The 19084-nt window shown below is 50.2% G+C and carries 17 protein-coding genes and 1 other RNA gene; 13 read left to right on the top strand and 5 right to left on the bottom strand.

The genetic code is table 11. The features are described from left to right. Positions 1 to 33: 33 nt before the first annotated feature. The 5 genes from ACOJUO_RS24710 to ACOJUO_RS24690 all read right to left on the bottom strand — a co-directional run bounded on the left by ACOJUO_RS24710 (position 34) and on the right by ACOJUO_RS24690 (position 4471). The gene (locus tag ACOJUO_RS24710; RefSeq protein WP_422134533.1) at positions 34 to 636 is read right to left on the bottom strand and encodes a glutamine amidotransferase-related protein; all 603 of its coding nucleotides are present in this window, start codon (positions 634 to 636) and stop codon (positions 34 to 36) included. Between the two features lie 137 nt (positions 637 to 773). Continuing rightward, a complete protein-coding gene (locus ACOJUO_RS24705) occupies positions 774 to 1346 on the bottom strand; it encodes a BON domain-containing protein (RefSeq protein ID WP_422134532.1) in 573 nt (190 codons plus the stop codon). 71 nt (positions 1347 to 1417) lie between these two features. Further along, entirely contained in the window at positions 1418 to 2002 is a 585-nt protein-coding gene (locus tag ACOJUO_RS24700; RefSeq protein WP_422134531.1) for a phosphoheptose isomerase, read from the bottom strand. Positions 2003 to 2238: 236 nt separating this feature from the next. After that, positions 2239 to 2625, bottom strand: coding sequence for a YraN family protein (locus ACOJUO_RS24695; RefSeq protein WP_422134530.1), 387 nt, complete (start codon positions 2623 to 2625; stop codon positions 2239 to 2241). After that, positions 2597 to 4471, bottom strand: a complete 1875-nt coding sequence (locus tag ACOJUO_RS24690; RefSeq protein WP_422138485.1) for a penicillin-binding protein activator — start codon at positions 4469 to 4471, stop codon at positions 2597 to 2599. The genes ACOJUO_RS24695 and ACOJUO_RS24690 overlap by 29 nt, the downstream gene beginning before the upstream one ends. Positions 4472 to 4681: 210 nt before the next feature. Here ACOJUO_RS24690 and rsmI point away from each other — a divergent pair, with 210 nt between their 5' ends. The 13 genes from rsmI to murC all read left to right on the top strand — a co-directional run bounded on the left by rsmI (position 4682) and on the right by murC (position 19084). Further along, entirely contained in the window at positions 4682 to 5518 is an 837-nt protein-coding gene (gene rsmI, locus ACOJUO_RS24685) for a 16S rRNA (cytidine(1402)-2'-O)-methyltransferase (RefSeq protein WP_422138484.1), read from the top strand. A 79-nt stretch (positions 5519 to 5597) separates the two neighbouring features. Beyond that, positions 5598 to 5976, top strand: an RNA gene (gene rnpB / locus ACOJUO_RS24680) — RNase P RNA component class A. Positions 5977 to 6411: 435 nt separating this feature from the next. Further along, positions 6412 to 6867, top strand: a complete 456-nt coding sequence (gene mraZ / locus ACOJUO_RS24675) for a division/cell wall cluster transcriptional repressor MraZ (protein WP_422134527.1) — start codon at positions 6412 to 6414, stop codon at positions 6865 to 6867. Positions 6868 to 6891: 24 nt separating this feature from the next. Continuing rightward, positions 6892 to 7824, top strand: coding sequence for a 16S rRNA (cytosine(1402)-N(4))-methyltransferase RsmH (gene rsmH, locus ACOJUO_RS24670; RefSeq protein ID WP_422134526.1), 933 nt, complete (start codon positions 6892 to 6894; stop codon positions 7822 to 7824). A 13-nt stretch (positions 7825 to 7837) separates the two neighbouring features. Then, positions 7838 to 8134 (top strand): cell division protein FtsL, encoded by a 297-nt coding sequence (gene ftsL / locus ACOJUO_RS24665; protein WP_422134525.1) that lies wholly within the window; start codon positions 7838 to 7840, stop codon positions 8132 to 8134. Continuing rightward, complete coding sequence (locus ACOJUO_RS24660) at positions 8131 to 9912, top strand: peptidoglycan D,D-transpeptidase FtsI family protein (protein ID WP_422134524.1); 1782 nt, start codon at positions 8131 to 8133, stop codon at positions 9910 to 9912. The genes ftsL and ACOJUO_RS24660 overlap by 4 nt, the downstream gene beginning before the upstream one ends. 11 nt (positions 9913 to 9923) lie before the next feature. Then, positions 9924 to 11435: a UDP-N-acetylmuramoyl-L-alanyl-D-glutamate--2,6-diaminopimelate ligase gene (locus tag ACOJUO_RS24655; RefSeq protein WP_422138483.1), complete on the top strand. Its 1512-nt coding sequence runs from the start codon at positions 9924 to 9926 to the stop codon at positions 11433 to 11435. Beyond that, positions 11432 to 12889: a UDP-N-acetylmuramoyl-tripeptide--D-alanyl-D-alanine ligase gene (locus ACOJUO_RS24650; RefSeq protein WP_422138482.1), complete on the top strand. Its 1458-nt coding sequence runs from the start codon at positions 11432 to 11434 to the stop codon at positions 12887 to 12889. Before ACOJUO_RS24655 ends, ACOJUO_RS24650 begins: the two co-directional genes overlap by 4 nt. Continuing rightward, complete coding sequence (gene mraY / locus ACOJUO_RS24645) at positions 12889 to 13971, top strand: phospho-N-acetylmuramoyl-pentapeptide-transferase (protein WP_422134521.1); 1083 nt, start codon at positions 12889 to 12891, stop codon at positions 13969 to 13971. Before ACOJUO_RS24650 ends, mraY begins: the two co-directional genes overlap by 1 nt. Before the next feature lie 26 nt (positions 13972 to 13997). Next, positions 13998 to 15353, top strand: coding sequence for a UDP-N-acetylmuramoyl-L-alanine--D-glutamate ligase (gene murD / locus ACOJUO_RS24640; RefSeq protein ID WP_422134520.1), 1356 nt, complete (start codon positions 13998 to 14000; stop codon positions 15351 to 15353). Beyond that, positions 15350 to 16537, top strand: a complete 1188-nt coding sequence (gene ftsW / locus ACOJUO_RS24635; RefSeq protein WP_422134519.1) for a putative lipid II flippase FtsW — start codon at positions 15350 to 15352, stop codon at positions 16535 to 16537. Before murD ends, ftsW begins: the two co-directional genes overlap by 4 nt. Continuing rightward, positions 16534 to 17622 (top strand): undecaprenyldiphospho-muramoylpentapeptide beta-N-acetylglucosaminyltransferase, encoded by a 1089-nt coding sequence (gene murG / locus ACOJUO_RS24630; RefSeq protein WP_422138481.1) that lies wholly within the window; start codon positions 16534 to 16536, stop codon positions 17620 to 17622. Before ftsW ends, murG begins: the two co-directional genes overlap by 4 nt. Continuing rightward, positions 17612 to 19084, top strand: coding sequence for a UDP-N-acetylmuramate--L-alanine ligase (gene murC / locus ACOJUO_RS24625; RefSeq protein ID WP_422138480.1), 1473 nt, complete (start codon positions 17612 to 17614; stop codon positions 19082 to 19084). The genes murG and murC overlap by 11 nt, the downstream gene beginning before the upstream one ends.

Here is a 19084-nt window from a genome sequence, read left to right as displayed (position 1 = left end):
CGGAACTCTGCAGTAGTCTCTTGGTTGAACTCACTAGCCTTTATTCTGCTTGGACGCCCATCTCATAAAGTTTAAAAAAAGCTGCTTGCCGTTATCGCCGGACACTTCAGGGTGAAACTGTACGCCAAGTATCGGGCGGTCATTGATGCTGATCGCTTCTACGTCGTAAAACTCCGACTCTGCCAGGATCCTTGTGTTCGCTCCTGCCTGAATGCCCTCGCAATGATCCTCTTTAAAGAGAGGGAGTGCTGGAAGGTCTTCAAAAAGGCCATGCTTTTCAAGAATAATGATGCTGTCTTGATCTCGTCTTTCCTGTCCCCTGAAGACTTGGCCACCATGTATCAGGGCGATTGCCTGATGACCAAGGCATATACCGAGGGTGGGTGGGAGAGGTTCCCGAAGGAATTCAAATTGTTGCATTAACGCCTCTGTTTTCTCAGGGCTGTCAGTAAACAGGAATGGACCGCCGGAAATAATGACGGCTGTTGCCTGTTTGAAATTGAATTGATTGGCGCTTTTCAAAGCAATAGTTTTGGAAGCTGTGCCCAGACTGGAAAGGGTCTTTTTTATCTCGGGAGTTGTGTTACTGCCGCAATCAATAACGATGACCTGGTTGGTTTTGATCTGATTCATCATACTCTCGGGAAATAAGGATGAGCGTTTATCAGGGGCTTTATACCAATTGAACTTTCTAACTCCCTATTGCGCTGAAGATGTCACTGGGAAGAAATAAAGGAAGAGGGAGCAAGGCGCAAGGCTTTCCCCTCATTCGATTACTGAATATATTCAAAGACTTTGACTATTTTCTGAACACCGCCAGTGTTTCTGGCAATATCCACTGCTGCCTGTGCCTGTCTGGGAGTAGTCAGTCCCATCAGGTAGACAGTGCCTTTTTCTGTATTGATCTTGATGCGGTCTGCAGAAACTTCTTCACTCTGGATCAGGTTCGCTTTCACCTTGGTGGTCAGCCAGGAGTCATTGCTCTGTTCAAGCAGGCTGGCATTACTGCCCAGAGTGAGTTCGTTGTAGACCTTGTCAACTTCTTTCACATTCCCGGCGGTTTCTTCTGCAAGGCGCTTAAGTTCATTACTGGATACCTGTCCGATTAAAAGCACGGTGCCATTGAAGCTGACGATTTTAATCCGGCTGTCTTTAAACCGTTCATCGGCTTTATTAATGTTAACGGCGGCTATGGTTTCGATGGTCTGGTCGTCTATCAAGTTGCCCCATGAGCGTTCAGTGGGGTCTGTTCGGATGGGGTCTTCATTGACGCTGCCGACAATGGTCGCACAGCCCCCCAGCAGAAAGAGTGAGCTAGTTAAAATCAGAGCGTTTAAACGCTTCACCTTGTTACCTCCTGGTGGGGGATGAATTAAACGTAGTCAGTCTTATAGTCAAAATAGTCTTTCATCGAGACTTACTCTCCGGAAAACAGGAACTCATCGACCAGGTCACACAGGCAATGAACGACCAGTTTATGAACTTCCCGAATACGTGGAGAGCTATTATCCGGAACCCGGATTTCAATATCTTCCGGATGCAGTAATCTCGCCATATCGCCACCGCTTTTACCCGTCAGGGCAATGACCTGGATATCGCGATCATGAGCGGCCTGAATAGCTTGAACGATATTGGGACAATTGCCCGATGTCGAGATCGCTAAAAGAATGTCGCCTTGTTGCCCCAGTGCCCTGATTTGTTTTGAGAAAACTTCGTGAAAGCTGGTGTCATTAGCGATTGAGCTTAATATCAAATTGTCGGCGCACAGAGACATGGCTGGTAATGAAGGTCTTTCTCGTTCATAACGATTGAGCAGCGCGGAAACAAAATGCTGGGCATCTCCTGCGGAGCCGCCGTTTCCGCAGGCCAGGATTTTTCCTTCGTTAAGAAGGGTTTGCACCATAAGCTCGGATGCCTGGGCGATCAGGGGAGGCAAACAGTCAGCGGCACGAATTTTGGCGTCAATGCTGTCTGAAAAATGTTGTGTAATGCGCTCATGCATGTCTCAAAATCCCGAATAGTTCGACGCCGTGCGTTTCGCAACTGGCATTTTCTTTCGCTATGGGCATTAGAAAACCGTGAAAGCCTCATGAGTTCATGGCTAGCCAGGTACTTAATAGATCAGTTAGTTTACCGTGATTTTTTTTTCATTACCCCTTTTAAATACCATCATCCATTGGGGAAGTTAAGAGCGAGTGATGTTTACGCATTTTATCAGTTGTCAGGTTGCATACAGGTTTAAAAAATACCTTTGATCCATTCTATAGGCTTTTCGGAGTTTGCGTCATCATGGATGGATGCATTTTTGAGCAAAAGTGCATCGAAGCGGCAAAGCCTGTGCTGGTGGTTCGAGTGCAGGGCGAGAAAGTGATTGGCTGCTTTTCTGATTTTATTTTGCTTGCGGTAGGTAATGGACTCGGCAGCTGAACCAAATTGTGACTGTGATCTGAATCGGACTTCTACAAAAACCAGTGTTTCTTTTTCGAGCATGATCAGATCTATCTCTCCTGCTTTGCAGGCATAGTTTCTATTGACCAGCTTCATGCCCCGGGCTTTGAGGTATTCCAAAGCCCGGTTTTCTGCGCAAAGCCCCTTATTATTGAGAAGCTTTAATTGCCAGAACATCAGCTTTCCTTTGAATCGAAACAGGCAGTGCTCTCAGTCGACCATCCCGGAAGATTTGCCAGGAAAGCTCCCTCACCACATGGTGTTTGTTGTTAATGCTAAGCATGCCTGTCAGTCCTTCCAGACGACTGCCTGGCAGACTGGCAAGTTGTTGCAGGCGGGGATACAACTTAAAAGCGTCAGCTCCCATGGCGTAAAGACTGCCATACTGGCCTTTTGAGCTGCTCCAGGTGGCTTTTATATTGGACTCGAGACTGCTTTTCTGGCCAGGCAGGTACCAAGTCATTACAGGGATTCTGAGGTTGTTCAGATCCTGATCTCTGCCAGGGTCGACTCTACCGGAGTATGCGCTGGAAGTGGCATAAACAGGCAGCTTGCCAGCGAACTGGTAAGAGAGGGCAGGCTTGAGCTGGCGAGCTTCCTTGGGGTGGGAAGGCATGTAGATCATGTCAATATCGTGTCTTCTGCGGGGAGTAAAGCCCAGTGGCTCTCTCAGAACTCTGCTCAACTCTTTGGCACGTTTCTGGCTTTCGTCAACCAGCAGCGCCTGACCAGCCAGTTGGCTGAATTCGGTCTTGTTGTTGAATTTAGTAACACCGGCCACCTCGCCACCGAGTTTTGTCCATTCGGACACAAAGCTGTTGGTGGCTCTGTCACCCCATGAAGTCTCCGGGCGAAGTATCAGTACACGATGGTGTCCATCCAGAATGCCGCGGCGGGCCACAGCTCTGCCTTCATCTTCGATGGATAGACCGTACTCGAAGAAGCTGTTCTTTTGTCCGGGGTTGCTCCTGCTGTCTTCGAGGTTGTTCAGTGCAAGAATTGTAAGGTTGTCGGGCGTATTTTCTTTTAACAGGCCGACGTTAGTTTTATCCAAAGGACCGATGATCAGTTTGGCACCTTCATTTTTGGCTTGGTTAGCCAGCTCGACAACGTTCTTGCCGTGAGTGTCCAATATGCTGACTTCGGGTAGGGTCTCATCAGCAAGATTCTGGTGATAAGCAGCGAGAAAGCCGTCGCGAATGGCTCTGCCTGCAGAGGCCAGTGGGCCGCTGACAGGAAGAAGAAGAGCAATTTTGTCGGGCTGCTGAGTGTTGGCTGTCTGAAGCGCACTGATGTCTTTCGGCAGGTAGGTTGTTGCAGGGTGGCCAGGCCAGCGAGTTCGCCAGTGGCTCAAGTCGGCCAGTTGCTCGCTCACGGATTTGCCCGGGCGGTAAATCAGGGCAAGTTGCAGCCAGCCTTTCATGGTTTTGTTGTTAGTCTGACTGTCCAGGCTGATCAGGCGCTCTTCAGGTGCGTTAAGCAGGGTTTCCCAGAAGGCGTTGCGGCTTTTGGGTTGTTGGTCGAGTTCACTTATGTTGGACAGCATGCTCCATTCATCCAGCGCTGCAACGTACTCCCCGAAGCGGTTATACGCGCGTGCTTTGAGGATATGGCTTTGATCCAGAAGCCCGGTATTGCTGCTGTTAATGACGACAGCTCGATCCAGCCAGACAAATATTTCCCGGTTCTGCCCTGCCTGCTCAGCAATGCGGGCTCTTGCCACGGCCATTTCTGCTTTCAGAGTCTCGGGTAGCTCTTCATAATTCAGGCTGTCCAGAATGGTTTTTGCCCTGCCCATCTGGTTGTTGATCAATTGCCCGGCGGCCTTGATTTTGAGTCTTGCGCTCTCCGGAAATGAGCTGCGTTCGGCTCGTTCCAGCAGTTGGTCTGCTCCTTCCGGGGCCAGTTCGTGGGTGGGTGCAGGCAGTTCAGCAACTTTGCTGGGCTGTAATGAGCACCCCGTAAGCACTGCGCTGATCAGCAGTGTATTGATGAGAATGCGTTTGGAAAGGTTCTGGCTCATAAAATCGGAGTCAACGACCGAACTGTTTTTGATCTCCCTATTCTACCTCAACAGGGTCATTGCGTCAGCCTGATGGGCGTGGTTTGAGAAATCAGTTAGCTAAGGATTCTGTCAACGACGATATGATAAGAGTAAACTCATGGTCGTTTGATTCTTAATACTTCCCTTGCTATGAACGACCTTCATACTGGATAAATTGGCTGGCAGGATATGTCTGAAAGTGCACTTTTTGTTGTTTCGACCCCCATTGGTAATCTCGATGATATGACACCAAGAGCCACTGAGGTGCTGAAGCAGGTGTCAGTGATTGCGGCGGAAGATACCCGACACAGTCGCAAGTTACTCAATCACTTCGGGATCGATACCCCCATGATTCCCTGTCATGAGCATAATGAACGGCATCAGGCAGAGGTGTTGCTGGCTCGATTGCAGCAGGGTGATTCTGTGGCATTAATCAGTGATGCCGGAACGCCCCTGATTTCAGACCCGGGTTTTGTATTGGTGCGAATGGTCAGGGAGCAGGGTATTAAAGTGGTGCCTGTGCCAGGTGCCTGTGCGCTTGTGGCGGCTCTCTCGGTCAGTGGTTTGCCAACAGACAGGTTCTACTTTGAAGGCTTTCTACCGGCCAAATCCTCTGGTAGAAAGAAAAGGCTCGAAGCGCTGGGTGCGATGACCAATACCTGGGCTGTGTACGAATCTACACACCGAATTCTGGATAGCCTTGCTGATTTTCGGGAAGTGTTGGGTGGAGACCGGTACGTTGTGTTGGCCAGGGAGTTGACCAAAACATTTGAGACGGTGCTGGCGGGCAAGGTAGAAGCGTTGGAGAAAATACTGCAGGAAGACTCCAATCAGTGTCGTGGCGAGTTTGTGGTTTTGGTAGAGGGGGCTGAGGAGCAGAAGCAAGAGGCTGTTGATCCTGAAACCGCTAAATTACTGCAACGGCTGCTGCAGGAGTTGCCCGCTAAAAAAGCCGCTGCCGTGATTGCAGATGTTTCCGGGTATCGCAAGAAGCAGCTCTATGAGCTGTCACTCGCAATGAAATAAGTTGTAATTGATTCAGATAATAAGTTTGTGAAATGAACGAATTGCAGTGAGGGGAATCATTCGGTAGTATTCGCCGCCTCGAGTTGGCCGGGCAGTCGCTGTCAGTTACTGTTTCAGTATCTGGTGGAGGAAAGTCCGGGCTCCAAAGGGTACGGCGCCAGGTAACGCCTGGGGGGCGAGAGCCTACGGAAAGTGCAGCAGAGAGCAGACCGCCTAAGTCACCATGCGGTGACCGGTAAGGGTGAAAGGGTGTGGTAAGAGCGCACCGCGTGACTGGTAACAGTTCACGGCATGGTAAACCCCGCCTGGAGCAAGACCAAATAGGAATCCTGAAGGTGTGACCCGCACTGGATTCGGGTAGGTTGCTTGAGGTGCCTGGTGACAGGCATCCCAGATGAATGATTGCCCAGACCTGTCTTCAGGTTGGACAGAACCCGGCTTACAGGCCAACTCGAGATTTACTTTTTCTTCCGCTATCCATTACCCGAATCTAACCGGAAACGGCTTTTTCAGGTGTCACTGACCGGTCAGCAGATCGCTGGTGCTTTGGGTATCAAAATCGTCAATTGTCTGAAATTTTTACAATTTTTTTCGGGCGCTTTTCCTGCTTCATGGGCTTAAACAGCTCTCCTCTTCAAGCTGCTCATTTTTATGCGCTTTTTTAATGCAGGGCACTGTGTGTGAGGTCTCTGGAGGAGTCAATTATTTGACCCATCAGACAGATTCTGACCTTGACGTGGGTTTTTCAGGTTTCTATAGTGTGCTTCAGTGGAGTAAAGTGGATAAATGTGGAGTTAAGTGTGCATTACGTGGAGAAAAGGGATGTCGGTTAACACGTTTTCTCTTCGGACTGTGGCCTGCCATTCTGGCTGAATTGACTAGAGGGAAGCGGTTTGTTTCGTGGGGTTAATGCCATCAACCTCGATGCCAAAGGGCGTCTTGCAATACCTACCCGTTATCGGCAGGTGTTGAAAGATCGTTGTGAGGGCAGTCTGGTGGCGACCATTGATACCGATGAGCCCTGTCTCCTGATTTATCCACAGGATGAGTGGGAGGCTATTCAGGCAAAGATTGAAGCCCTGCCCAGTTTTCATCCGATGACACGCCGAATACAAAGACTTCTTATTGGTCACGCTACCGACATTGATATGGATGGCAGTGGACGAGTTTTAGTGCCTCCCTTGCTCAGGGATTATGCGGGTATGGATAAGCGCTGCATTTTGCTGGGACAAGGCAAAAAATTTGAACTGTGGGATGAAGCCTGCTGGAACCAGAGACGAGATGATTATCTTCACGAAGCCAGTGGGTCCGCTGAAGTGCCGGCTGAGCTCCAGTCTTTGTCCCTCTGATGGGTATTTGTCCGGACAAGATAGATGACATTGCAAGAGCAATCAGATCAGCATATTACTGTGCTGCTAGAAGAAGCGGTTGAAGCTTTGGTTACAGATCCTGACGGGCTCTATGTCGACGGGACATTTGGTCGTGGCGGTCACAGTCGTGCAGTCCTGGAAAAGCTGTCTGACAGAGGCAGGCTGGTAGGCATCGACAAGGACCCGAGAGCGATCGCTGCAGCCCGGGAGCTGGCTGAAACGGATAGCCGTTTTTCCATTTATCATGGCTCTTTTGCTGATTTGGAAGAGGCCCTTGATGGTCAGAAAGTAGAAGGTGTTTTGCTTGATCTGGGGGTTTCTTCGCCGCAGTTGGACAACGCCGAGCGAGGTTTCAGCTTCATGCAGGATGGTCCGTTGGATATGCGGATGAATACCACGCAGGGAGAAAGTGCAGCTGACTGGATTAATCGTGCGCAAGAGCAAGAAATCAGCAAAGTGATCTGGGAACTCGGCGAAGATCGTTTTTCGCGCAGAATTGCCCGGGCCATCGTCAGGGAAAGGGAAGGAGAGCCTATTACGACCACGAAACGTCTGGCAGGAATTATTGCTTCTGCCAGTCCTTCCAGAGAGAAGAACAAGCATCCGGCTACCCGTGCTTTTCAGGCCATCCGCATCCATATCAATCGCGAACTGGATGATCTGGTGGATTGTCTGGATGCTGCATTGGAAGAGCTCAAACCAGGTGGGCGTCTGGTGGTTATCAGTTTTCACTCACTGGAAGACAGGATTGCCAAAAGGTTTATCAGAAAACAGTCCAGAGGCGATGAGTTGCCGCGCTGGATTCCGGTGACGGAAGATCAGCTTAACAAACGAATGCGGCCCGTCGGTAAAGCGATCAAGCCCGGCGAGCAAGAGGTCAAAGCTAATCCAAGAGCGAGGAGTGCCGTCATGCGAATTGCTGAGAAGCTAATCTGACAAGGCTGTAAAAATGGACAGACAACCGCTGCAGGCTTTGTTTCGCAAATCTGGTTTAGTCAGTGTGATGTTGCTGGCCTGTGTTCTTGTGTCAGGGGTGGCTGTGAGCTTTGTCAAGCATGAAAACAGACTGCTTCACAATGAACTTCAACAGGCGTTTGAGCAGAGAAACAAAGCCCAGGTTGAATGGGGGAAGTTGCTTCTGGAGCACAGTTCCCTGACCAGTCCGGGGCGAGTGGAAAGAATTGCAAGGGATGAATTGAACATGGAAGTGCCTGATGCTGGAAGTATAAAAATGGTGATGCCGTGAAGACTGCAGCAAGACCGGCCAGTGCCAGCAGGAAAAAACAGGCTGGCGAGGAAAAGGCTCTGCCTTACCGCTGGCGAGTAAAGCTTTTGCAGATCTTGTTTATAATGGCTGGCCTGGTGATTGGTTATCGTCTCGTAGATCTTCAGGTTTTAAATCGTCATTTTCTTCAGAGCGAAGGTGATAAACGCGCTGTTCGCCATGAGTCCATACCGGCTCATCGGGGCGTCATATTTGATCGAAACGGTAAGATTTTGGCGGTAAGTGCCCCTGTGATGACCGTATGGGCTGACCCTCAGGACTTGATCAAGGCACCAGAGCACTGGCATAAGCTGGCATTTGCGCTCAAGGTTGATGAAAGCTGGCTGGCAAAAAAGGTAACAAGCAACGCAGCAAAGGAATTTATCTATCTTAAACGTCAGATGACACCGGAGCAGAGTGAGAAAGTCGAAGCTCTGAAAGTGCCCGGCGTGCATATTCTTGACGAACAGCGACGTTACTACCCTATGGGTGAAGTGACGTCGCATCTGGTGGGCATTACCGGTATTGATGATAAAGGTCAGGAAGGGCTGGAGCTGGGATATGATCATTGGTTAACCGGCTCCGAGGGAACTCGCAGGCTGCTGAAAGATCGCCGGGGTCGCCTTGCCAGAGAGGCCGAACTCGTGAAAAGCGCCCAACCCGGTAAGGAATTGATGCTCAGTATTGATTCCAGGCTCCAGTATATGGCTTATCGTGAGCTGAAAAGTGCTGTAGAAAAGGCCAAAGCCACAGCCGGCTCGCTGGTGATGATGGATGTCCAGACCGGAGAGATTCTGGCTATGGTCAATCAGCCGTCCTACAACCCGAATAATCGTACCGGGCTTCAGCCTTACCGAATGAGAAACCGGGTGATGACTGACCTGGTGGAGCCGGGCTCTACTCTCAAGCCTTTTACTGTCGCGGCAGCCATGGAGACCGGCAAGTATGATCGCTATACCCGGATTAAAACCGGCGTTGGCTACATGCGTGTTGGACAAAATGCGGTTAAGGATGTCAGGGGGTTTGGAACCATTGATGTCGAAACTGTTTTGAAAAAGTCCAGCAATATCGGCGTGAGCAAGATGGCACTGGATATCGGTGTCGATAAGGTTGTAGATCTGCTGCGCCGCGTAGGTATCGGGCAGAGCCCGGGAACGGGTTTTCCCGGAGAGAGGGCTGGGTTTCTCCCTTACAAGGATCGCTGGAGCGACATTGAAGTGGCTACCCTGTCCTTTGGTTATGGCTTGACAGTCACGCCATTACAGCTGGCGCAAGCCTATTCTGTGCTGGGGTCTGGTGGCTTACTCAGGCCAGCATCACTGATCAAGCGTGATGTGGCACCTGATGGTGTTCGGGTTATGGATGAAGATGTAGCACACGATGTTATGGAAATGCTTGGCAAAGTGGTGGGTAAAGGAGGGACTGGTTGGCGCGGTGCCGTCAAGTCCTACAATGTGGGTGGCAAAACGGGAACGGTTAAAAAAGTGGGTGGCAGTGGCTACCTTGAAGATCGTTACGTGGGTCTCTTTGCCGGTGTGGCTCCTGTGGGAAATCCTCGCATTGCTACTGTTGTCATTATTGATGACCCGGCTGGTCAGGATTACTACGGTGGCGTCATAGCCGGTCCGGTGTTTTCCAGGGTCAATGGTCAGGCTTTGCGGATGCTGGGTGTCAGACCCAGTGAAGAAAAGGTACTGACAGCTAAAAGACCCGGTCTGGAGCAGACCGGAGTTATGAAAATGAAACAGGATGGAACATGACCTCGTGTCAAATGACGTCTTTAAATGAAGTGCTGGCGGAGCTGAATCATCCTCCACTGGATGAAGACAAGACCCTCACAGGACTGACCCTCGACAGCCGCAAGCTGATCGGGGGTGAGCTGTTTCTGGCTGTGCCAGGGCTGAGTTCTGACGGTCGGGCGTTTATTGGTGCGGCCTTGGAGGCGGGCGCCTCTGCAGTGCTGGTTGATTCAAGTGGGGAGTCATTTTCTGAGACTGAATTTCTGGTCGGTAAACCTGTTATTTTTATCGAAAACTTAAAAACGCACATTAGCTTTCTTGCCGATCGATTCTATCGACAGCCGTCCACAAAGCTGAAGCTGATTGGCGTGACAGGAACCAATGGCAAAACCTCAACCTGTTGGTATGCAGCGCAGCTACTCTCTCTTCTGGGTGAGCCTTGTGCGGTGATGGGAACCCTGGGTAAAGGTCTTCCAACTGAGCTGGAACCCTGTCTGAATACTACTTCAGACCCTGTATCGACACAGGGCTTTATGGCTGAACTGGTGAGCAGAGATGTGTCTTCCATGGCCATGGAGGTTTCTTCTCATGGGCTGCATCAGGGGCGCGCAGATCAATTAGCGTTTGAAGTAGGCGTTTTTACAAATATCAGTCGTGATCATCTTGATTATCACAAAACGATGGACGCTTATGCAAAAGCCAAGGCTCTGCTTTTTGCCAACGGTCGTGTCAAAAAAGCGGTGATTAATCGGGATGATGACTACAGCGAACTGATGCTGTCCAGTTGTTCCGGTGATACTGAAGTTTTTACTTTCTCTACGACCTCTGATCTGGCGGATATTAAGGCTCGAAATATCCGCCTGGATGCAGGTGGAGTCAAGGCTGATCTTGATACGCCCTGGGGTAAAGGGCAGTTGAGGACGTCTCAGCTGGGTCGTTTCAGTCTCGAAAATCTTTTGGCTGTTATCGGGGCGGTATGCTGTCAGGGTTATTCCCTGGAGCGAGTGCTTGAAAAAGTGCCTCAACTGAGCACGGTGCCGGGAAGAATGCAAAGGTTGGGTGGTGGTCAGAAACCGGTGGTAGTGGTGGATTATGCTCATACTCCGGATGCCCTGGTGAGTGTCCTGAAAGCGTTGAGAGAGCACGGCGCTGCAAAATTAATTTGTGTCTTTGGTTGCGGTGGTGATCGTGATCGGGGTAAGAGGCCGCTTATGGCCCGAGCTGCTATCGAGGGTGCAGATGAAGTGGTCGTGACCAGTGATAATCCCAGAAGTGAAGATCCGGAAGAAATAATCAGAGATACACTGGCAGGAGTTGACCTGACTGGTATGCCAGTGACATCTGTCAGCAATCGCGCAGAGGCTATTCGACAGGCTGTCAACAAGGCTGCTGTCGGCGATATTGTTATTATCGCAGGCAAAGGACACGAGGATTATCAGGAGGTTAACGGCGTCAGGCATCACTTTGATGACAGTGAAGAAGCTGCAAAAGCCTTGAATCTCTGGCAGCCATCAACGTGTTCAGCCAGTGAGAGGGTAATATGATTCGTCCATTTACCCTTTCTGAAATAACCCATGAGCTTCAGGGGATTCTTCTGAGGGGGGATTCTGGTGCTGATACCACTATAACCGGTATAAGCATTGATACCAGAACCCTCGAGCAAGGTAATCTTTTTGTCGCCATCAAGGGCCCTCGGTTTGATGGTCATGCCTATGCGGATCAGGCTGAGGTTGCAGGCGCTGCGGCGGTCGTGGTTCAGGTGCCAGTTCCAGGTCTGGGAATTCCCCAGATTCAGGTCCAGGACACTGATCAGGCACTGGGACGACTGGGGCAGTTTAATCGTGAGTGTTTTCATGGCCCTGTCGTGGCAGTAACAGGAACCTGTGGCAAGACATCGGTCAAAGAGATGCTGGCCTCTGTCTTCGAGCAGGTTGGTAAGGTTCTGGCCACCCGGGGGAATTTAAATAACGCTTATGGTGTGCCTCTGACCCTGTTCAGGCTGGAAGCAGATCAGCAGCATGCAGTGATTGAGTTAGGAACCAGTTCCCCTGGAGAGATTGATTACATCACTCGCCTGACCGAACCGGATGTTGCCATCATTACCAATGCCTCAGAGAACCATCTCAAAGATTTGTTAACGCTTGAGGGCGTTATTCATGAGAAGGGTTTTATTCTCGACGGTCTCAAAAAAAATGGTATTGCCGTACTGAATTTAGATGATCCCAGCTTTCAACGCTGGAAACAGAGGGCTTTGAGACAGCCTGATCGAAAAGTGTTGTCCTTCAGTCTGAATAAGCGAGAAGCCGATGTGTTTGCCTCAGAGGTGTCTTCAACGTCTGAAGGTATGAACTTCAGGCTGCATATTGTAAGGGAAGGGGTTGAAAAACAGTCGATCGTCAATTTGTCTTTCTGGGGAAAACATCAGGTTCAGAATGCCTGTTGTGTGGCCGCAGCAGCGTCTGCCGTCGGACTAGGGCTGGACATTATTGTCAGTGGACTGGAAAATGCCCGGCCTTATCAACAAAGAGGGACTCGTTACCCCCTGTCGGAGGGCCTTCTGGTCATCGACGAAAGTTATAACGCCAGTCCGATTGCCACTCTCGCTGCCATCGACCAGCTGGCAGACTGCGAGGGTAAAACCATCATGGTACTGGGAGACATGCTGGATCTTGGTGAGGTGAGTGAAGCCCGGCATGTTGATGTAGGTGAGTATGCTGCTACCCGGCATATTGATTGTTTTGCTGCCTATGGTGAGGCGACTGTCGCCTCTGTTGATGCATTCAGTCGTGAACTTCGCGGGGCTCAACGAGGCATGAAGGCAAAACATTTAAATGATAAAGAGGCTCTCTCGAACTGGGTAAAAAGTCGAATACAGGCGTTCAGAGAGCAACAGGCGGATTGTCCCATCACGGTTCTCGTCAAGGGATCGAATGGAATGAAAATGTTGGATGTAGTCAGATCCCTGGTGGGATCAGAATTTAAGGGAGAGCGCTGCTGATGCTGCTCTGGCTTGCGGAATTTCTAACGCAATACTATCACGGCTTTGCCGTTTTTAAATACCTCACACTCAGAGCTATTCTGGGTGTGCTTACTGCATTGGGAATGGGGCTCTGTCTCGGGCCCTATATGATTCGTCGGCTGAGCTACCACCAGATTGGTCAGGCAGTGCGTGATGATGGTCCACAATCTCACCTCAGCAAGGCTGGAACCCCGACTATGGGTGGGGCATTGATTCTGGTTTGTATTGCAGTCAGTACGCTACTATGGGCCAATCTGAGCAATCGCTATATCTGGGTAGTTTTGCTGGTAACAGCGGTATTCGGAATTGTTGGCTGGGTGGACGACTACCGTAAGGTGGTGGAAAAAAATTCAAGGGGCCTGCCAGCGCGCTGGAAGTTTTTCTGGCAGTCGGTCGCTGGATTGGGAGCAGCTGTCTTCCTTTACGCTACGGCTAATTCACCGGTAGAGACCAGTCTGATTGTACCTTTCTTCAAAAATATCGTCATTGATCTTGGGCCCTTTTTTATTGTACTGGCTTACCTGACCATTGTCGGTTGCAGTAATGCTGTGAATCTGACAGATGGTCTGGATGGTCTGGCGATCATGCCTACCGTTCTGGTGGCTTCTGCACTGGCAGTTTTTGCTTATGCCAGCGGTCATGTGAATTTTGCCCAGTACCTGCTCATTCCTTTTGTGCCTGGCTCGGGAGAGTTGGTGGTTTTTTGTGCCGCTATCGGTGGCGCGGGTCTGGCGTTTCTCTGGTTTAATACCTATCCCGCACAGGTTTTTATGGGGGATGTAGGTGCTTTGGCTCTCGGAGCAGCATTAGGTGTACTGGCAGTCATTGTGCGTCAGGAAATTGTGCTGGTCATTATGGGGGGGGTTTTTGTGATGGAGACGGTATCGGTGATTCTCCAGGTGGCTTCGTTCAAGCTCACCGGGCGCAGAATATTCCGTATGGCTCCACTGCACCATCATTTTGAATTGAAGGGTTGGCCTGAGCCCCGGGTGATTGTCCGCTTCTGGATTATTACCCTGATTCTGGTCCTGATTGGTCTTGCGTCACTGAAGATTCGTTAACACACTTTGCTCGGGAAAAAATCCGCGTGTCAGCACTGATAAGCTCAAATCGTACAAGGGTAGTCGTAGGACTCGGCAAGACCGGAATGTCCTGTGTGCGATATCTTGCTGAAAGACAACGCCCATTTAAAGTGATGGATACCCGGAATAACCCGCCAGGCATAGACGAACTCAAAACTGCTTTTCCGAATGTTCCTGTCCATCTGGGTGGATTGAACACTCAGTGGCTGAATGGAGCCGATGAGTTGATTCTCAGTCCCGGTATTGCTCTGGCTACTCCTGAGATTGCTGAGGCTGTAAGTAGAGGTGTTGAAGCCGTTGGTGATATTGAGCTGTTCTGTCGCGAGGTGAATAAACCTGTCGTTGCCATAACTGGCTCTAACGGCAAGAGCACGGTCACAACTCTGCTGGGAGAGATGGCTCAAGAGGCCGGTTTGGGTGTTGCTGTGGGTGGCAATATTGGTACTCCAGCTCTTGAGCTTCTTGAGAAAGAAAATGTCGATCTCTATATCCTGGAATTGTCCAGCTTCCAGCTGGAAACCACTCATTCTTTACGTGCAGCCGCCGCGACGGTACTGAATATCAGTCCTGATCATATGGATCGTTATGAGACCATGATGGACTACCATAAGGCAAAGCAGCGTATATACCGTGGTTGTATACATGCGGTATACAACAAGCAGGATGCTCTGACTGTGCCTCTTCTTCCCCAGGCTACTCCCGCAACAGCGTTTACTTCCGGCAAGCCTGATTTACACGACTATGGCCTGATCGGGGATGAAGAAGGTATGTGGCTTTGTAAAGGTGTCGAAAGACTCATCAATACAGCGGTCATGAAGTTGCCGGGTCGTCACAATCAATTGAATGCACTGGCTGCCCTGGCCCTGGGTGAGTCAGTGGGTATCCCGATGACACCCATGCTGAAGACTCTGAGCCGCTTCACAGGTCTTTCTCATCGATGCCAATGGGTAGCGGAAAAAAACGGTGTGGTCTGGATTAATGATTCCAAAGCCACCAATGTCGGTGCATCGGTTGCGGCCATTGAAGGTCTGGGTGAGACCCTGACCGGAAAAATTGTTCTCATTGCCGGTGGGGACGGCAAGGGGGCAGATTTTAATCAGCTGAAACAGCCATTACAAAAGTTTGGTCGTGAGCTTGTGCTGATAGGGCGTGACGCACCTGATATCGATAAAGCCGTCAATGGCGTTATCCCGGTTCAATATGCTGAGGGTCTTGCTGCTGCAATAGATCGTGCCTTCGAGGTCAGTGAAAGCGGTGATGCTGTCCTGCTGGCTCCCGCTTGTGCCAGTTTTGATATGTTCGAAAGTTTCGAGCAGCGTGGCGATAGCTTTATGACTCTGGTCAGGGAGCGTCTTGCATGACTCTACACCAGAAGTTTCTCAGCGAAATAAGATCGCCTTTTACAGGCCGCCGTGGCAGTGTTCTTGATCTGCCGCTGCTGGGTGCTGTGCTGGGACTTCTTGTGATTGGTTTGATTATGGTCAGTTCCGCTTCTATGGAAGTGGCGGGCAGTCTTTATTCCAATCCGTTTTATATCCTCATCAAGCAGGCTTTTTTTGTTTTCGTCGGACTGTCGCTGATGGGTGTCATTTTGATGGTTCCGGTGACAACTATTGAGAAATACAGCTGGCTTTCACTTTTTGGTGGTCTGGGGCTGCTGCTGGCTGTGTTGGTTGTGGGTCGGGAGGTCAATGGCAGTGTTCGCTGGATTCCTCTGGGCTTTTTCAATCTGCAGGCATCAGAAGCGGCCAAATTGATGATTGTCGTTTACCTTGCGGCCTACCTGGTGCGTCGGTTGGAGGAAGTCAGAACCAGATGGACAGGCTTTTTCAAGCCTATGACTATTCTTTTTGTCTCATCTCTACTGTTGCTGATGGAGCCAGACCTTGGAGCGCTTGTGGTGTTGATGGGCGCTTCCATGGGAATGATTTTTCTGGCAGGCGCCAGACTCTGGCAATTCGTTATTCTGTTCCTGGTGCTGGTTGGGTCTATTGCCGCCCTGATTGTTTTTGAACCTTATCGCATGGCACGCCTGGCTTCTTATATGGACCCCTGGGCCAATGCTTTTGGTAGTGGCTATCAGTTGACTCAGTCCCTGATTGCTTTTGGGCGAGGTGAATGGTTTGGTGAGGGATTGGGTAATAGTCTGCAAAAGCTGTTCTATTTACCGGAAGCTCATACAGATTTTGTCTTTGCCGTTCTGGCTGAAGAGTTTGGTGTCCTTGGAGCAGTCTCTGTCCTGACTCTGATTCTGTTTATTTCCTGGAGAGCGCTGCAAATCGGTTACCGGGCAGAAGCAAAAAAACTACTGTTTCATGGCTACGTTGCCTATGGAATCGGCTTGTTGTATAGCAGTCAGGCGTTGATCAATATTGCTGTAAATACCGGGTTGCTGCCCACAAAAGGTTTGGCCTTGCCTCTGATCAGTTATGGGGGTAGTAGCCTGTTGATAAACTGCCTGGCTTTTGGATTGTTGCTGCGGATTGATTATGAACGACGGCAGTTTAATGTCACAACAGATAATAAAAGCAGGGGAGTGTCATGAGTACTAATGACAAACCTACTGTTTTAATAATGGCGGGTGGTACCGGTGGGCATATTTTCCCGGCGCTGGCCACTGCCAGAGAACTTGAGAGGCGTGGCTACACTATTCACTGGTTGGGTACGGCCAACAGTATGGAAGCTGAACTGGTGCCGCGCCACGGATTTGAAATCAGCTTTATCCCGGTCACCGGATTGAGAGGTAAAGGCTTGAGCTTTTTACTAAAAGCGCCCTGGAAGCTCGCTGTTTCACTGTTTCGTGCCTTGAAAGTGATTCGAAGCTGCAAGCCTGTGTGTGTTCTGGGAATGGGTGGCTTTGCAACAGGACCGGGTGGGGTGGCCGCACGTTTGTCGGGTGTTCCCCTGGTGGTTCACGAGCAGAATGCGATTGCAGGCTTCACGAACAAGGTTTTATCAAGAGTTGCCCGCAAAGTATTGTTGGCTTTTCCCGGTGCTTTTGGTCCAGAGAGTGGCTCTGGCAAATTTATTCTGACCGGTAATCCGGTGAGAGCCGATATTGCAAATCCGGATTTACCTTCCCAACTGAATGGCAGGGCTCTAAGGCTGTTGGTGGTTGGTGGCAGTAGTGGCGCTGTAGCCATCAACGAGCTGGTTCCAAAAGTACTCACCCGGTTTAAAGGTCGCTTCGAGGTTTGGCATCAAACTGGCAGAAATAATCTCGATGCTACCCGTGAGTCTTATCGTGCTTTGGGTGTGGAGGGGCGCGTAGAACCCTTTATCGATGATATGGCTGGTGCCTATGAGTGGGCTGATCTGGTGATTTGTCGCTCTGGAGCCCTCACCGTTTCAGAGCTGGCGATGGCCCGAAGAGCGGCCCTGCTGGTGCCTTATCCCCATGCTGTTGATGATCATCAAACGGTCAATGGTCAGTACCTGGTTAATCAGGGGGCCGCCATGATGGTGCAGCAGAAAGAACTGAGCGAAACCTGTCTGATCAATATGTTAGAGAATTTTGTGGGCAATCCTGAGCAGCTGGTGACTATGGCCAGGGCTGCAGGCAGTGTCGCCAGGCCTATGGCGGCTGTGGAAGTAGTTGATCATTGTCTGGAGGTGGCTCATGCCCGCTAATAAGCCTATTTTTCCTGTGGCTCCTATACCTGAAATGCGTCGTATAAAAAATATTCATTTTGTTGGCATAGGTGGTTCGGGCATGTGCGGCATCGCAGAAGTGCTTAAGAACCAGGGGTATCAGATCTCTGGATCAGATATTCAACGCTCACCGGTAACCCAACGTTTGGAAGATCAGGGAATTAAAGTCTTTATTGGTCATCAAGCTGCGAATGTTGAGGGGGCGGATGTAGTGGTCACTTCTACAGCAGTCGCTTCGGAGAATCCAGAAGTGGTTACGGCAAGAGAGCTGCGTGTACCCGTAGTCCCCAGAGCTGAGATGCTGGCGGAACTGATGCGCTACCGTCATGGTATCGCAGTGGCAGGCACCCACGGCAAGACTACCACGACCAGTCTGTTGGCCTCGGTGTTGGGCTATGGTGGTCTGGATCCTACTTTTGTGATTGGCGGTCGTCTGAATTCAGCCGGTACCAATGCCAAGCTGGGAGGCAGTCGCTACCTCGTGGCAGAAGCGGATGAGTCAGATGCATCTTTCCTGCATCTGCAACCGATGGTTTCTATTGTCACCAACATTGATGCAGATCATATGGCTACCTATGAAGGAAGCTTTGACAAGTTAAAGAAAACCTTTGTGAGTTTTCTTCACAACCTGCCATTTTATGGTCTGGCTGTGGTCTGTACAGACTGCCCTGTGGTAAAAGAACTGTTACCATTAATTAAACGACAAGTTATTACTTATGGTGAAAGTGAGGGGGCCGATTTCCGGGCTGTTAATATTCAGCAAAAGGGTATGAAGACCTCTTTTGAGCTGGAGCGGAAATCTAAAGGCAATAAAAAGGTAAAAGTTGAGCTGAATATTCCAGGTCGTCACAATGTTCTCAATGCACTTGCCACTTTTATAGTTGCATCGGATGAAGGAATGCCTGATGAAGTGATCTGTGAAGGACTCAGGCAGTTCCAGGGTGTTGGCAGACGATTCCAGGTGCAGGGGTACTTTCAGACTGAGTCTGCCCAGATGATGCTCGTTGATGATTATGGGCACCACCCGACAGAGGTGGCGGCAACGATCAAGGCTATCCGCGCTGGATGGCCAGACAGGCGGCTGGTTATGGTTTATCAGCCACACCGCTATTCGAGAACCCGGGATCTTTACGAAGATTTCGTTGAGGTGCTGTCCCAGGTGGATGTCTTACTTTTGATGGAAGTCTATCCGGCAGGAGAAGAGCCGATTCCGGGTGCAGATACACGAAGCCTCTGTCGAAGTATTCGTCAAAGAGGCCAGCTGGAGCCTATCTTTATCTCCAGTCCTGATGAAGTTAGTACTGTTTTGCAAGGTGTTGTTGAAGACAATGACCTGGTTTTGACCCAGGGGGCCGGAGATATCGGTGCTTTGGCTGTGAGACTGACAACAGAGCTGGGTGAAAAACTGGACGATATAATTCAGGACGGAAAGGTAGCTTAA

Origin of the sequence: Endozoicomonas sp. ALC020 (genome assembly GCF_049275935.1) — a bacterium.
Taxonomy (GTDB): Bacteria; Pseudomonadota; Gammaproteobacteria; order Pseudomonadales; family Endozoicomonadaceae; genus Endozoicomonas_A.
Note: the sequence above shows the minus strand (reverse complement) of the source record. Positions and strands in the feature narration are given on the sequence as shown.

Bases quoted from the DNA above. Each gene is read 5' to 3' on its own strand.
- murG (WP_422138481.1), top strand. From the start codon at position 16,534: ATGAGTACTAATGACAAACCTACTGTTTTAATAATGGCGGGTGGTACC.
- murC (WP_422138480.1), top strand. From the start codon at position 17,612: ATGCCCGCTAATAAGCCTATTTTTCCTGTGGCTCCTATACCTGAAATG.
- rsmI (WP_422138484.1), top strand. From the start codon at position 4,682: ATGTCTGAAAGTGCACTTTTTGTTGTTTCGACCCCCATTGGTAATCTC.
- ftsW (WP_422134519.1), top strand. From the start codon at position 15,350: ATGACTCTACACCAGAAGTTTCTCAGCGAAATAAGATCGCCTTTTACA.
- rsmH (WP_422134526.1), top strand. From the start codon at position 6,892: ATGACATTGCAAGAGCAATCAGATCAGCATATTACTGTGCTGCTAGAA.
- mraY (WP_422134521.1), top strand. From the start codon at position 12,889: ATGCTGCTCTGGCTTGCGGAATTTCTAACGCAATACTATCACGGCTTT.
- ACOJUO_RS24695 (WP_422134530.1), bottom strand. From the start codon at position 2,625: ATGTTCTGGCAATTAAAGCTTCTCAATAATAAGGGGCTTTGCGCAGAA.
- ACOJUO_RS24655 (WP_422138483.1), top strand. From the start codon at position 9,924: ATGACGTCTTTAAATGAAGTGCTGGCGGAGCTGAATCATCCTCCACTG.
- ACOJUO_RS24710 (WP_422134533.1), bottom strand. From the start codon at position 636: ATGATGAATCAGATCAAAACCAACCAGGTCATCGTTATTGATTGCGGC.
- ACOJUO_RS24690 (WP_422138485.1), bottom strand. From the start codon at position 4,471: ATGAGCCAGAACCTTTCCAAACGCATTCTCATCAATACACTGCTGATC.
- ftsL (WP_422134525.1), top strand. From the start codon at position 7,838: ATGGACAGACAACCGCTGCAGGCTTTGTTTCGCAAATCTGGTTTAGTC.
- ACOJUO_RS24650 (WP_422138482.1), top strand. From the start codon at position 11,432: ATGATTCGTCCATTTACCCTTTCTGAAATAACCCATGAGCTTCAGGGG.
- ACOJUO_RS24700 (WP_422134531.1), bottom strand. From the start codon at position 2,002: ATGCATGAGCGCATTACACAACATTTTTCAGACAGCATTGACGCCAAA.